Source organism: Agromyces tardus (assembly GCF_003710805.1).
Lineage (GTDB): Bacteria > Actinomycetota > Actinomycetes > Actinomycetales > Microbacteriaceae > Agromyces > Agromyces tardus.
Genome location: NZ_RHHB01000015.1, coordinates 23,541 through 36,278 on the forward strand (window position 1 = coordinate 23,541; position 12,738 = coordinate 36,278).

The following is a 12,738-nucleotide window of genomic DNA, read 5'->3' on the forward strand; positions in this document are numbered from 1 at the left end:
CCGCACGCGCGGGCGCACCGACCCCCTCGGACCGACCGGCCACGTCACGCCCGGCACGCCCGCGCACCCGACGAAGAGAGACCCTCCCCGAATGCGTACCACCACCCGCACCACCCGCACCACCCGCACCACCCGCACCACCCGCACCACCCGCACTGCCCTGGCCGCCGCGACCGCCCTCGGCGGCGGCGCCCTGCTCGCCCTCGCGGCCCCGCTCGCCGCGCAGGCGCACGTCAGCGTCGCCCCGACCTCGACCGCGGCTGGCGCCTCCACCGTGCTGACGTTCTCGTCGGCGCACGGCTGCGAGGGCTCGCCCACGACGGCCTTCACCGTCGACATCCCCGAGGGCGTCGAGTCCGTCGCACCGACCCTGAAGTCCGGGTGGACGGTCGAGAAGGTCATGGTCGACCTCGACGAACCCATCGACGACGGCCACGGCAACACCATCACCGAGCGCGTCGGCCAGGTCGTGTACACGGCGGCCACGCCGGTTCCCGACGGGTTCCGCGACACCCTCGAGATCCAGCTGCGGCTCCCCGAGGACGCCGCGGGCGAGCGGCTCGAGTTCCCCGTGCTGCAGGAGTGCGAGGTCGGCGAGACCGCCTGGAACGAGTCGCCCAGCGCAGACGGCGCCGAGCCCGAGCACCCGGCGCCGGCGATCGAGGTGACGGACGCGGCCGCCGAGGGCGACGGCCACGGGCACGACGACGCCGCCGGATCGGCCGACCACGCGGCATCCGACACCATGGCCGACGCCGAGTCGACCGCCGTGACGAGCGACGACGACGTGCTCGCGCGGGTGCTGGGCGTCGCCGGCCTCACGGTCGGCGTCGTGGGCATCGTACTCGCCGTGAACGCCCGACGCTCCGGGAAGGCCTGACATGCGTCGCGTGACCGCGATGCTCGGACTCGTGCTCGGCGCGGCGGTGCTCGCCGTCGCCCCGAGCGCGCCCGCCTTCGCGCACAACTACCCGGTCGCCGAGTCGCCCGACGAGGGCTCGACGATCGACACGCAGCCCGAGGTGGTGTCGCTCACGACGAACGACGCACTGCTCGACTTCGAGGACACCGCCGTCATGGACGTGCTCGGGCCCGACGGCCGGCACTACGCGACGGCGTGCGCGACCGTCTCCGGCGCCACCGTCGAGGTGCCGGCGACGCTCGGCACGCCGGGCGACTACACGGTCGAATGGCAGGCGGTCTCGACCGACGGCCACCCGATCTCGGGCGAGTTCGGGTTCACGTGGGCGCCCGCCGATGGGGTCGAACTGGCCGAGGGCGCAGCCACGGCCGTCTGCCCGGCCGCGGCGGGTGAGCCCACGGATGCCGCGACCGACGATGCCGGCACCGGGGTCGACTCCGAGGGCGTCGCCTCGAGCGACCTCTTCTGGGTGCTCGGCGCGTTCGGCGTCGTCATCGTCGCGGGGATCGTGACCTGGCTCCTCGTGCGCCCGCGCGGCGCCGGTCGGCACGAACCCGAGCCGCACGCACCGGACCCGCACGAACCAGACCCGCACGAACCGGACCCGCACGTACCAGACCCGCACGTACCAGACCCGCACGAACCGGACCCGCACCGCCCGCTGGAGTGAGGTTTCCGCGCCGGAGTGATCGTTGCTCGATCACTCCGGCGCAGAAAACGGCCTCCGGCGCGGAAACCGACTCCTGCGTGGCAACCGGCCCCCGGGGCGGCCGTTGCCGTCAGGCGTCCGTGAACGCGCTCGCGGGCAGCGAGGTCTCGCCCTCGACGATCGCGCGCACGACCCGATCCGCGACGGCGGCCGGGTCGTGTCCGGCGGGGAAGGCGGGCGCCGTTCCGAAGAGCGGTCGTCCGGCGAGGCCCGTCTCGGTGTGGCCCGGGTGGGCGTCGAGCAGTCGGATGCCGCTGCGCCGCAGTTCGCGTCCCGCCGCCGTCAGGTACGCCGCCAGGGCGGCCTTCGAGGCGGAGTAACTCGCCAGCCCCGCGGTGGGCAGTTCGGCGACGATTCCCGTGAGCGCCAGGACCACGGGCTTGCGGCCCGCGCCCGCCGATTCCGCGAGGGCGGGGATCGCCGCCGAGATGATGCGCATGGGTGCGAGCGCGTTCACGGTGAACAACGTCTCGAGGTCCTGGGCAGCGGTCTCGGCGGCCGTGTCGAACCCCACGACTCCCGCCGCGAGCACGATGACGTCGAGCCCGCCGAGCGCGTCGACGGCGCGCGAGACGATCGTCTCCGGCGCATCCTCGTCGGTGAGGTCGACGGCGATGACGAGCGTGTCGCCCCCGCCCGCCCGCTCGGCGAGGCGCGCCTCGTCGCGTCCGCTCAGCGCGAGGCGGGCGCCGGCGTCGCCGAGACGTTGCGCGATGAGCGTGCCGAGCACGCCGGTCGCGCCGACGATGAGGGCGCGCGAGCCATCGAGATCCGTCATGGCGCGAGCCTACGTCGGGGCACCCGTCCTCCCCATGGCTTCACAGCAAGCTCGCACGCTCATCGCACCTGATCGACCGGCGACGGTGTCGTCGACTGCGGGTATGGTCATCGGGTGAGTTGGAACGAGAACGGAGCCGCGCGCGAGTCCGGCGCACCGTCGTGGGCCGACGATGCCCCGTGGGATCCCGACGAGCTCGTTCCGCCCGACGACGAGTGGGGTGCGCCGCCGCCGCCGGCCGACCCCGTGTTCGGCGGGGGCGCGGGCACGCGCGGGGGAAGCCCGGCCGCCGGCGGCGCGCCCGCGGCATCCGCTCGCATCGCGGTCGCGCCTGCGCGGTTCGACTCGGCGCTCGAGGCGCTGCACACGGTCTACGGCTACGACGCGTTCCGCGGCGAGCAGGCCGAGATCATCGACCAGCTCGCCCGCGGCGGCGACGCGGTCGTGCTCATGCCCACCGGCGGCGGCAAGAGCCTGTGCTACCAGATCCCGTCGCTCCTGCGCGAGGGCACGGGGGTCGTCGTCTCGCCGCTCATCGCGCTCATGCACGACCAGGTCGACGCGCTCATCCGCAACGGCGTGCGGGCCGCCTACCTCAACTCGAGCCAGACCGCGTTCGAGCGTGCCGAGGTCGAGCGGGCCTACCTCGCGGGCGAGCTCGACCTGCTCTACGTCGCGCCCGAGCGCCTCGGCTCCGAGGCGACGAAACGGTTCCTCGAGCGCGGCACCGTGGCCCTCTTCGCGATCGACGAGGCGCACTGCGTGGCGCAGTGGGGCCACGACTTCCGTCCCGACTACCTCGCGCTCTCCGAACTCGCCGAGCGCTGGCCCGGGGTGCCGCGCGTGGCCCTCACGGCCACGGCCACCGAGGCCACCCACCAGGAGATCACCGAGCGGCTCTCGTTGCAGGGCGCACGGCACTTCGTCTCGAGCTTCGACCGGCCCAACATCCAGTACCGCATCGCACCGAAGCTCGAGGTGCGCAAGCAGCTGCTCGACTTCATCCGCACCGAGGGCCGGGATGCCGCGGGCAATGCGGTCGCGGGCATCGTCTACGCGCTCTCCCGCGCGAGCACCGAGAAGATCGCGGCGTTCCTCGCGCAGAACGGCATCGACGCGATGCCGTACCACGCGGGCCTCGACGCGGCCACGCGCCGCCGCACGCAGGAGCGCTTCCTGCGCGACGACGGCGTGGTGGTCGTCGCCACGATCGCCTTCGGAATGGGCATCGACAAGCCCGACGTGCGCTTCGTGGCGCACATCGACCTGCCGAAGTCGGTCGAGGGCTACTACCAGGAGACCGGTCGTGCCGGCCGCGACGGCCTTCCCGCCACCGCCTGGCTCGCCTACGGGCTCAACGACGTCGTGCAGCAGCGCCGCATGATCGACGAGAGTCCGGGCGACCTCGCCCATCGTCGGCGTCTCGCGAGCCACCTCGACGCCATGCTCGCGCTCTGCGAGACGGTGTCGTGCCGCCGCCAGAACCTGCTCGGCTACTTCGGCCAGCAGAGCGAGCCCTGCGGCAACTGCGACACCTGCCTCGAGCCGCCGGCTTCGTGGGACGGCACGGTCGCCGCGCAGAAGTTCCTCTCCACGGTCGTGCGCCTCCAGCGCGAGCGCAACCAGCGCTTCGGCGCCGGACACCTCATCGACATCGTGCGCGGCAAGCGCACCCCGCGCGTCGACCAGTACGGTCACGATGCGCTCGCCACGTGGGGCATCGGCCAGGATCTGAGCGAACAGCAGTGGCGCGGTGTCGTGCGGCAGCTGCTCGCACAGGGCCTGCTGCAGGCCACCGGCGAGTACGGGGTGCTGACGCTCACCGACGAGTCCGCCGCGGTGCTGTCGGGGTCGCGCACCGTCGCGTTCCGCACCGAGCCCGAGCGCGCGGTGCGCTCGACGCGACGCGCGGCACCTGCGGCAGCCGATCTCGATCCGGTCGCCGCCGAACTCTTCGAGGCGCTGCGAAGCTGGCGGGCGGGGGAGGCGCGCGAGCAGGGCGTCCCCGCGTACATCGTCTTCGGCGACGCGACGTTGCGCGCCGTCGCGGAGGCCCGCCCGGCGACGGCGCGCGAGCTCGACGGCATCACCGGCATCGGCGCGAAGAAGCTCGCGTCCTACGGCGAGAAGCTGCTCGCGGTGGTCGCCGAGCACGGCTGAGCGAGGGAGAGCGCCGCCGCCGGAGCAGCCAGGCCGGAGCCCGTCGCCGTGCCCGGCTGCCGGTTGCGATCGACGACACCTCGGGAGCGCCCTCCCGGGCGAGCGCACCCGCCCGCTAGGATCGCCGCATGCAGGCCGGGCCCGCGGCATCCGGGCGGCACCGTCTCCGCACGATCCCGAGGGAGCACCATGGCAGATCAGTTCGGACCGAAGCGTCCCCTCGGCGTCACGATCGTGGCGGCGCTCGCGATCGTGTCGGGAGTGTTCGACGTGATCGGCGGCGTCTCGCTGCTGGTGGCCGGCGATGCCGAGGCCGCCGATCGATTCGGCGGGGCGGGCGTGCTCACCACGGTCGCGATCGTCTCGATCGCCACCGGCGTCCTGATGCTCGTCATCGCCGTCGGCCTCCTGCGCGGCAACGCCGTGGCGCGTGTCGCCGCGACGATCGTGCAGGCCTTCTCGCTCGCCTCCTCGATCTGGATCGGCATCGCGGAGCCGTCGCAGCTCGCGACCGAGATCGTGAGTGCGCTCATCGCGCTCGCGATCCTCCTGCTGTTGTGGTCGGGGGAGTCGTCGCGCTACTTCCGAGGCCTCGCGCCCGACCAGCCGACTGCCTGAGTCGCACGACCAGCGAGCGCCGACCCGCACGATGACGCGGGGTCGGCGCTCTCGTCGTCTGCGCCCGCAGCCGGATGCGGCGGCCGCGCGCACCACGCGGCGCAGCGGCGTTCGTCCACATCGCAGTCAAAAACCTAGCGATATTCGGTTTATGATGGACCGCGATGCCGGTGCCACCCCGCCGGCACGAGCATGAAGGAGTGCTGCGGATGACCGACACGACCACCACGACCCACTCGACGAACGGCGCGCAGGTCGATTCCCGCTACCTCGACCCGAGCCTCCCCGTCGCCGAGCGCGTCGAGATCCTCCTCGGCCAGATGACGCTCGAGGAGAAGGCCGGCCTCTTCTTCCAGACGATGATCACGATCGGCGAGGGCGGCGAGCTCGCGGGGACGAACCCGATGTTCGGCACGCCGTCGACCGACGAGTACGTGCTCGGCCGCGGACTGACGCACTTCAACGTGCTCGGCGCCGCCCCGACCGCGCGCCAGATGGCGGAGTGGCACAACCGCCTGCAGGAGTTGGCGGCATCCACCCGTCTCGGCATCCCCGTCACGATCTCGACGGATCCCCGCCACTCGTTCAGCGACAACCCCGGTGCCGCGATCATGGCCGGCCCGTTCTCCCAGTGGCCCGAGTCGGTCGGCCTCGCCGCGATCGGCGACGAGGCGCTCGTCGAGCGCTTCGGCGACATCGCACGTCAGGAGTACACGGCCGTCGGCATCCGCGTGGCCCTGCATCCGCAGGTCGACCTCGCCACCGAGCCGCGCTGGGCGCGCCAGGTCGCGACGTTCGGAGAGGACGCCGAGCTCACGTCGAGGCTCGGAGCCGCCTACATCCGCGGATTCCAGGGCCCCGAGCTCGGCCCCGACTCGGTCGCCACCATGACGAAGCACTTCCCGGGCGGCGGCCCGCAGCAGGACGGCGAGGACCCGCACTTCCCGTACGGGCGCGAGCAGGTCTACCCGGGCGGGCAGTTCGAGCTGCACCTCACGCCCTTCGAGGCGGCGTTCGAGGCCGGCACGAGCCAGATCATGCCGTACTACGGCATGCCCGTCGGAACCGAGTACGAGGAGGTCGGCTTCGGCTTCAACAAGTCGGTCATCACGGGCCTGCTGCGCGAGCACTACGGCTTCGACGGCATCGTGTGCACCGACTGGGGCCTGCTCTCCGACGCCGAGATCATGGGGCAGCCGTTCCCGGCCCGTGCTTGGGGCGTCGAGCACCTCTCCACCCGCGAGCGCATGCTGAAGGTGCTCGAGGCGGGCGTCGACCAGTTCGGCGGCGAGGCGATCCCCGAACTCCTCGTCGAGCTCGTGCGGTCGGGCGAGGTGAGCGAGGCCCGCCTCGACGTCTCCGCCCGGCGCCTGCTGCGCGAGAAGTTCGTGCTCGGCCTGTTCGACCGCCGCCTCGTCGACGTCGACGCCGCCGAGCGCATCGTCGGCGCGCCCGAGTTCCGCGCGGCGGGCGAGGCGGCGCAGCGCGCGTCGATCACGCTGCTCACGAACGTCGAGCGAGCGGATGCCTCCGGCGAGCGCCGGCCGACGCTCCCGTTCACGCGCGGCATCCGCCTGTACGTCGAGAGCGTCGCGCCCGAGCTCGCCGCCGAGTACGGCGAGGTCGTGGCGACCCCGGAGGAAGCCGACCTCGCGATCCTGCGCCTGCAGGCGCCGTACGAGCAGCGCACCACCGTGTTCGAGAACTTCTTCCACGCGGGCTCGCTCGACTTCCCCGACGAGACGGTCGCGCACGTGCGCGAGGTCGCGGCATCCGTGCCCACCGTCGTCGACGTGTTCCTCGACCGACCGGCGATCCTCACCCCGTTCGCGGGCGAGGCGGCGGCCCTCGTGGGTGACTTCGGCGCGAACCCCCGCGCGCTGCTCGACGTGCTGTCGGGCGCGGCGCGTCCAGAAGGGCGCCTTCCGTTCGACCTGCCGAGCAGCATGGCGGCGGTCGAGGCGAGCCGCCCCGACGTGCCGTTCGACACGGCAGGTCCGCTCTTCCGCTTCGGCCACGGGCTCGCCTACGGCGAGTGAATCCCGGGCCGCTCGGGCGCGGGACCGATGGGCGGATGCCGCGACGCATCGTCGCGGCATCCGCCAGTGCCGTTCGGCCCTGTCGTGGGCATCGTCGCTGCCGATACGCTCGGGCGAACCGACCGCGCGGACGCGGCGGAGGAGGAGGAACCCATGGCTGGAACCCGGCCCGGCGGCGTGACGCTCGTCGCGGTGCTCACGTGGATCTCGGGAGCGATCAACATCATCGCCGGCGTGTTCGGGCTGTTCCCGGGCGGCACCGACTTCTGGTACGCGGTGGGGCTGATCATCCTCGGCCTCGTCATCGCGGCGGTCGCGAGCGGACTCCTGCGCGGCAGCAGGCTCTCGCGCACGCTCGTCACGATCGTGCAGGTCATCTCGCTGATCAGCGGGGTGTTCGCGATCGTCAACGGCCCGCTGTGGTCGGGGCTCGGCACGGTGCTCATCGCGATCATCGTGCTCGTGATCCTCTGGTCGCGACGCGCGAACGAGTTCTTCCAGGGCTGACGTCCATGCGGGACCCTGGGGCGATAGCATCGCCCCAGGGTCGCCGCGACGACGTGGCGCCGGAGCCGTGGGGGGAAATCATGGCGGAGTCAGCGGTTCGTCGGCCGGCGGGGGTCACCCTCGTCGCGGTGCTCATCTGGATCTCGGGGGCGCTCGACATCATCTCGGGCATCATCCTCTTGACGCAGTCGGGCGATCCCGAGATGAACGTGCGGTTCGCGGGTCAGACCGGCTTCTTCAGCGTGGGCGTCACCTCGATCGTGCTCGGCGCGATCGCCATCATCGTCGCGATCGGCCTCTGGCGTGGCAACACCGCGGCGCGCATGATCATCACCGTCATCGAGGTGCTGTCGATCATCGGGTCGCTGTTCCTCGCGATCGCCTACATCGGCGAGCCCATCGGCGAGTGGATCGGCATCGTGGTGTCCCTCGTCGCCGTGATCCTGCTCTGGTCGCGCAAGGCGAGCGAATTCTTCAACGCCTGAACCGAGGTCGGATGCCGCGGCGCGCGGCCGTCCGTCGCGGCATCCGCTTGTCGATACCCCAATGGCTGTGTGCGCGCCGTTTGTAGGTTCGATACACACGCCATGCGAGCCGCGGCGCGCCGCTTTGTAGGCCGGGAACGCACCGTTTCCGGCCCGCCGAGGTCCGTCCTACCGTGGAAAGCGGCCCATGATCCGCGTATGAAGGACGAGAACCGACGATGGTCGACACGGCATCCCGCACTGCACCTACCGCTTCCGCGCACGCCACTCCCGAACCGCCCCGGCCCTCGACGGTCGACACCGTCACGCCGACCGCGATCGAGCCGAGCGATGCGCCCGTCGTCGACGTGGCGGCCCTCGGCCGCCAGCTGCTCGGCACCTGGCCCGACATCCGCATCGCCGCGCGCGAGCGCTCCGCCCGCCCCGACCTGCAGCGCATCGAGGGCCAGACGATGGCCGAGCACCGCGAGCGCGTGCTCGCGCAGCTGAAGCTCCTCGTGGAGGACGGTGCCGTGCACCGCGCCTTCCCGAAGTCGGTCGGCGGCGAGGACGACCACGGCGGCAACATCGCCGCGTTCGAGGAGCTCGTCATCGCCGACCCGAGCCTGCAGATCAAGTCGGGCGTGCAGTGGGGCCTCTTCGGCGCCGCGGTGCTGCACCTCGGCACCGAGCGCCACCACGAGAAGTACCTGCCGGGCATCATGTCGCTCGAGGTCCCCGGCGCCTTCGCGATGACCGAGACCGGCCACGGGTCGGATGTCGCATCGATCGGCACGACGGCGACCTACGACGAGTCGACCGAGGAATTCGTGCTGCACACGCCGTTCCGCGGCGCCTGGAAGGACTACCTCGGCAACGCGGCGCTCCACGGGATCGCCGCCGTCGTGTTCGCCCAGCTCGTCACGAAGGGCGTGAACCACGGGGTCCACGCCTTCTACGTGCCCCTCCGCGACGAGCACGGCGACTTCCTCCCCGGCATCGGCGGTGAGGACGACGGCCTCAAGGGCGGCCTGAACGGCATCGACAACGGCCGCCTGCACTTCACGAACGTGCGCGTCCCGCGTGAGAACCTGCTCAACCGCTACGGCGACGTCGCGGCCGACGGCACGTACTCGAGCCCCATCGCGAGCTCCGGCCGCCGGTTCTTCACGATGCTCGGCACCCTCGTGCAGGGCCGCGTCTCGCTCGACGGCGCCGCCACCTCCGCGTCGGCCATGGCGCTCGCGATCGCGATCACCTACGGAACGCAGCGCCGCCAGTTCAACGCGACGAGCGAGACCGACGAGGAGGTGCTGCTCGACTACCAGCGCCACCAGCGCCGCCTGCTGCCGAAGCTCGCCACCACGTACGCGCAGATCTTCGCGCACGACGAGTTCCTGCAGAAGTTCGACGCCGTGTTCTCGGGCAAGGCCGACACCGACGACGACCGCCAGGACCTCGAGACGATCGCCGCTGCGCTCAAGCCGCTGTCGACGTGGCACGCACTCGAGACGCTGCAGGAGGCGCGCGAGGCGTGCGGCGGCGCCGGCTTCCTCGCCGAGAACCGCCTCGTGGGCCTGCGGCAGGACCTCGACGTCTACGTCACCTTCGAGGGCGACAACAACGTGCTGCTCCAGCTCGTGGCCAAGCGCCTGCTCACCGACTACTCGAAGCAGTTCGCGAAGTCGGGCGTCGGCGTCATGGCGCGCTACGTCGTCGGCCACGCGGCCGACCGCGCCGTGCACGGCACGGGCCTGCGGAGCCTCGCGCAGACCGTGGCCGACTTCGGCTCGACCGCCCGCTCGGTCACCGAGCTCCGCGACGAGCGCACGCAGCGCGAGCTGCTCACCGATCGCGTCGAGGCGATGATCGCCGAGATCGCCGGCCGGCTGCGCGACGCGCGCAAGCTGTCGAAGGCGGATGCCGCGGCCGCGTTCAACCGCAACCAGAACGAGCTCATCGAGGCCGCCAGGGCGCACGCCGAGCTGCTGCAGTGGGAGGCGTTCACCCGCGCGCTCGCGCGCACCGAGGACCCGGGCACCAAGCAGGTGCTCACCTGGGTGCGCGACCTCTTCGGGCTCGGCCTCCTCGAGAAGCACCTCGCGTGGTACCTCATCCACGGGCGGCTCTCGCCGCAGCGCGCCCAGGCGGTCTCGGCGTACATCGACCGGCTCATCGAGCGCCTGCGGCCCTACGCGCTCGACCTCGTCGACGCGTTCGGCTACTCGCCCGAGCACCTGCGCGCGAAGATCGCGTCGGGCGCCGAGCAGGAGCGCCAGGACGAGGCCCGCGCCTACTACGCCGCGCAGCGCGAGGCCGGCACGCTCCCGGCTCCGGAGAAGCACAAGCGGTAGTCGGCGCCGGTGGCGCAGTTCCGCCGGTCGAGTAGCGCCCGCCGGAGGCGGCCGCGTATCGAGACCCGCTCACCGTGATCTCGATACGCGTCGTGCTTCGCGCGTCGCTACTCGATCGGCGGGAGACGCGTCGTGCTTCGCGCGTCGCTACTCGATCGCCGTCGTCGCGCCGACGGTCAGTCCTCGCCCGGCGGCCGCATGATCGCGCCGGCGGCGAGGCCGACGATGGCGCCCGTCACGACCCAGAGCCAGAACCCCGTCCAGAGGCTGATGCCCACGCCGACGAGGAGTCCGACGACCAGGCCGACGATGAGCTGGCGGCGTCGGGCGGGCGAGAACGGTTGGGAGGCCATGCCACCAGCCTACGAGCGAGCGGATGCCGCGGCATCCGCTCGCTCGTCGTGAAGCCCGTGGCGTCGGTTCAGTCGGCCTGCGCCGCCCGCCGCGCGTCGGCGAAGCCGAGGGTGTTCTCGGCGGGCTCGGACGGGCCCCGGGGAGCGAGGGGCCCGCCGGGGCACCAGCCGGTCACTGCCGCGACGGCGAGCAGTGCCGCGCAGATCCCCGCGGGGATCGCGACGAGGGGAGTGTCGAGCATCGACACCGCGACGGCCGCGACGAAGAGCGCAGCGATGCCGCGCACGATCCGCTCGCCGCGGGTGGCGGCGCAGCTCGCGGCTCGCGTCATCGCGCGGCGGACTCGCTCTCGACGGCCCCGGACTCCTCCTGCTCGGCCATGCGTCGGCGGATGTCCTCCATGTCGAGGCCGCGAACGCCGCTGATGAGCTGGTCGAGCTGGGCGGAGCCGAGCGCGCCGGGCTGCGCATAGACGATCATGCCCTCGCGGAAGGCGACGAGGGTGGGGATCGAGGTGATGCCGAAGCCGGCGGCGAGCTGGCGCTCGGCCTCGGTGTCGATCTTGCCGAACACGATGTCGGGGTTCGCCTCGGAGGCGCGCTCGAACACGGGGCCGAACTGACGGCACGGTCCGCACCACTCGGCCCAGAAGTCGAGCAGCACGATGTCGTTGTCGGTCACCGTGGAATTGATGGTGTCGAGGGTGATGGCACGCGAAGTCATGGCTCGAGTATACCCCCCGGGGTGTTTTGCATTCCTGAGAGCCGACTCAGATGAGCCCGAGCGACCGCACGGCCTCGCGCTCCTCGACGAGCTCCGCGACCGAGGCGTCGATGCGGTGTCGCGCGAAGAGGTCGATCTCCAGGCCCTCGACGACCCGCCACGTGCCGCCCTCGGCGACTGCCGGGAACGAGCAGATGACGCCCTCGGGGACGCCGTAGGCGCCCTCCGACCACAGCCCGGCGCTCGTCCAGCCGCGATCGGCGGTGCCGAGCACCCAGTCGTGCACGTGGTCGATCGCCGCGCTCGCCGCGGACGCGACAGAGGAGGATCCGCGGACCTCGATGATCTCCGCGCCGCGTTTCGCGACGCGCGGGATGAACTCGTCGACCAGCCACGAGCGGGCGCCCTCGGGTCCGCCGAGACGGCCGGCGAGCAGGGCGGGCACCGAGTCGCCGCCGGCCGTCGCGTGCGCGACATCCGGGAACTGGGTCGCCGAATGGTTGCCCCAGATCGTGACGCCGCGCAGGTCGCCGACCGGCGAGTCGACCGCGACCGAGAGCTGGCCCAGCGCCCGGTTGTGGTCGAGGCGCGTGAGCGCGGTGAACCGGTCGCGCGGCACGTCGGGCGCGTTCGACGCGGCGATGAGCGCGTTTGTGTTCGCGGGGTTGCCGACGACGACCACGCGGATGTCGTCGGCGGCGTGGTCGTTGATGGCCCGCCCCTGCGGGCCGAAGATGCCGCCGTTCGCCTGGAGCAGGTCGGCGCGCTCCATGCCCGCCGTGCGCGGGCGCGCGCCGACGAGGAGGGCGAGGTTCGCGCCGCCGAACGCCACGGCCGGGTCGTCGGTGACCTCGACGTGCGAGAGGAGCGGGAACGCGGAGTCCTGCAGTTCGAGCGCCGCGCCCTCAGCCGCGCGCAGTCCCTGCGGGATCTCGAGGAGGTTCAGCCGTACTGGCGTGTCGGGCCCGAGCATGGCCCCCGAGGCGATGCGGAACAGGAGCGCGTAGCCGATCTGGCCGCCCGCGCCCGTGATGGTGATCGAGACCGGTTTCTTCGCAGCCATGGTGCGAGCCTACGCCCGCCGCCGGGTCGCGGCATCCGCTCGGTGGG

13 protein-coding genes are annotated in these 12,738 nt (G+C 72.2%); 8 read left to right on the forward strand and 5 right to left on the reverse strand.

Going from position 1 to position 12,738, the window contains the following annotated elements; all coding sequences use genetic code 11:
- Nucleotides 1-91: 91 nt before the first annotated feature.
- Together EDM22_RS09620 and EDM22_RS19845 are read left to right on the forward strand one after the other, a co-directional pair.
- The gene (locus tag EDM22_RS09620; protein WP_122936842.1) at nucleotides 92-880 is read left to right on the forward strand and encodes a YcnI family copper-binding membrane protein; all 789 of its coding nucleotides are present in this window, start codon (nucleotides 92-94) and stop codon (nucleotides 878-880) included.
- A 1-nt stretch (nucleotide 881) separates the two neighbouring features.
- Nucleotides 882-1,592: a copper resistance CopC family protein gene (locus EDM22_RS19845; protein WP_212591929.1), complete on the forward strand. Its 711-nt coding sequence runs from the start codon at nucleotides 882-884 to the stop codon at nucleotides 1,590-1,592.
- Between the two features lie 109 nt (nucleotides 1,593-1,701).
- Here EDM22_RS19845 and EDM22_RS09630 read toward each other — a convergent pair whose 3' ends face one another.
- Nucleotides 1,702-2,409 (reverse strand): SDR family NAD(P)-dependent oxidoreductase, encoded by a 708-nt coding sequence (locus tag EDM22_RS09630; protein WP_122936843.1) that lies wholly within the window; start codon nucleotides 2,407-2,409, stop codon nucleotides 1,702-1,704.
- A 114-nt stretch (nucleotides 2,410-2,523) separates the two neighbouring features.
- Here EDM22_RS09630 and recQ point away from each other — a divergent pair, with 114 nt between their 5' ends.
- The 6 genes from recQ to EDM22_RS09660 all read left to right on the forward strand — a co-directional run bounded on the left by recQ (nucleotide 2,524) and on the right by EDM22_RS09660 (nucleotide 10,551).
- Entirely contained in the window at nucleotides 2,524-4,569 is a 2,046-nt protein-coding gene (gene recQ / locus EDM22_RS09635) for a DNA helicase RecQ (RefSeq protein ID WP_122936844.1), read from the forward strand.
- 189 nt (nucleotides 4,570-4,758) lie between these two features.
- Nucleotides 4,759-5,187, forward strand: coding sequence for a DUF7144 family membrane protein (locus EDM22_RS09640; protein ID WP_122936845.1), 429 nt, complete (start codon nucleotides 4,759-4,761; stop codon nucleotides 5,185-5,187).
- 209 nt (nucleotides 5,188-5,396) lie between these two features.
- Entirely contained in the window at nucleotides 5,397-7,226 is a 1,830-nt protein-coding gene (locus EDM22_RS09645) for a glycoside hydrolase family 3 protein (RefSeq protein WP_122936846.1), read from the forward strand.
- A 153-nt stretch (nucleotides 7,227-7,379) separates the two neighbouring features.
- On the forward strand, nucleotides 7,380-7,733 hold the full coding sequence (locus EDM22_RS09650; RefSeq protein ID WP_138708061.1) for a hypothetical protein: 354 nt from the start codon (nucleotides 7,380-7,382) through the stop codon (nucleotides 7,731-7,733).
- A gap of 80 nt (nucleotides 7,734-7,813) precedes the next feature.
- Nucleotides 7,814-8,218 carry a DUF7144 family membrane protein gene (locus tag EDM22_RS09655; protein WP_122936848.1) on the forward strand — a complete coding sequence of 135 codons (405 nt, stop codon included), beginning with the start codon at nucleotides 7,814-7,816 and terminating at the stop codon, nucleotides 8,216-8,218.
- A gap of 218 nt (nucleotides 8,219-8,436) precedes the next feature.
- The gene (locus EDM22_RS09660; RefSeq protein WP_122936849.1) at nucleotides 8,437-10,551 is read left to right on the forward strand and encodes an acyl-CoA dehydrogenase family protein; all 2,115 of its coding nucleotides are present in this window, start codon (nucleotides 8,437-8,439) and stop codon (nucleotides 10,549-10,551) included.
- 176 nt (nucleotides 10,552-10,727) lie between these two features.
- Here EDM22_RS09660 and EDM22_RS09665 read toward each other — a convergent pair whose 3' ends face one another.
- The 4 genes from EDM22_RS09665 to EDM22_RS09680 all read right to left on the reverse strand — a co-directional run bounded on the left by EDM22_RS09665 (nucleotide 10,728) and on the right by EDM22_RS09680 (nucleotide 12,691).
- Complete coding sequence (locus EDM22_RS09665; protein ID WP_122936850.1) at nucleotides 10,728-10,904, reverse strand: HPP family protein; 177 nt, start codon at nucleotides 10,902-10,904, stop codon at nucleotides 10,728-10,730.
- A gap of 68 nt (nucleotides 10,905-10,972) precedes the next feature.
- Entirely contained in the window at nucleotides 10,973-11,236 is a 264-nt protein-coding gene (locus EDM22_RS09670; RefSeq protein WP_122936851.1) for a YgaP-like transmembrane domain, read from the reverse strand.
- Nucleotides 11,233-11,628 (reverse strand): thioredoxin family protein, encoded by a 396-nt coding sequence (locus tag EDM22_RS09675; protein ID WP_122936852.1) that lies wholly within the window; start codon nucleotides 11,626-11,628, stop codon nucleotides 11,233-11,235. Before EDM22_RS09675 ends, EDM22_RS09670 begins: the two co-directional genes overlap by 4 nt.
- 46 nt (nucleotides 11,629-11,674) lie before the next feature.
- The gene (locus EDM22_RS09680; RefSeq protein ID WP_122936853.1) at nucleotides 11,675-12,691 is read right to left on the reverse strand and encodes a malate dehydrogenase; all 1,017 of its coding nucleotides are present in this window, start codon (nucleotides 12,689-12,691) and stop codon (nucleotides 11,675-11,677) included.
- Nucleotides 12,692-12,738: the final 47 nt, after the last annotated feature.

Excerpts from the sequence above, each read along its gene's own strand:
- EDM22_RS09640 (WP_122936845.1), top strand. The coding sequence starts at position 4,759 with ATGGCAGATCAGTTCGGACCGAAGCGTCCCCTCGGCGTCACGATCGTG.
- EDM22_RS09655 (WP_122936848.1), top strand. The coding sequence starts at position 7,814 with ATGGCGGAGTCAGCGGTTCGTCGGCCGGCGGGGGTCACCCTCGTCGCG.
- EDM22_RS19845 (WP_212591929.1), top strand. The coding sequence starts at position 882 with ATGCGTCGCGTGACCGCGATGCTCGGACTCGTGCTCGGCGCGGCGGTG.
- EDM22_RS09675 (WP_122936852.1), bottom strand. The coding sequence starts at position 11,628 with ATGACTTCGCGTGCCATCACCCTCGACACCATCAATTCCACGGTGACC.
- EDM22_RS09660 (WP_122936849.1), top strand. The coding sequence starts at position 8,437 with ATGGTCGACACGGCATCCCGCACTGCACCTACCGCTTCCGCGCACGCC.
- EDM22_RS09620 (WP_122936842.1), top strand. The coding sequence starts at position 92 with ATGCGTACCACCACCCGCACCACCCGCACCACCCGCACCACCCGCACC.
- EDM22_RS09630 (WP_122936843.1), bottom strand. The coding sequence starts at position 2,409 with ATGACGGATCTCGATGGCTCGCGCGCCCTCATCGTCGGCGCGACCGGC.
- EDM22_RS09670 (WP_122936851.1), bottom strand. The coding sequence starts at position 11,236 with ATGACGCGAGCCGCGAGCTGCGCCGCCACCCGCGGCGAGCGGATCGTG.
- EDM22_RS09650 (WP_138708061.1), top strand. The coding sequence starts at position 7,380 with ATGGCTGGAACCCGGCCCGGCGGCGTGACGCTCGTCGCGGTGCTCACG.
- EDM22_RS09665 (WP_122936850.1), bottom strand. The coding sequence starts at position 10,904 with ATGGCCTCCCAACCGTTCTCGCCCGCCCGACGCCGCCAGCTCATCGTC.
- EDM22_RS09645 (WP_122936846.1), top strand. The coding sequence starts at position 5,397 with ATGACCGACACGACCACCACGACCCACTCGACGAACGGCGCGCAGGTC.
- EDM22_RS09680 (WP_122936853.1), bottom strand. The coding sequence starts at position 12,691 with ATGGCTGCGAAGAAACCGGTCTCGATCACCATCACGGGCGCGGGCGGC.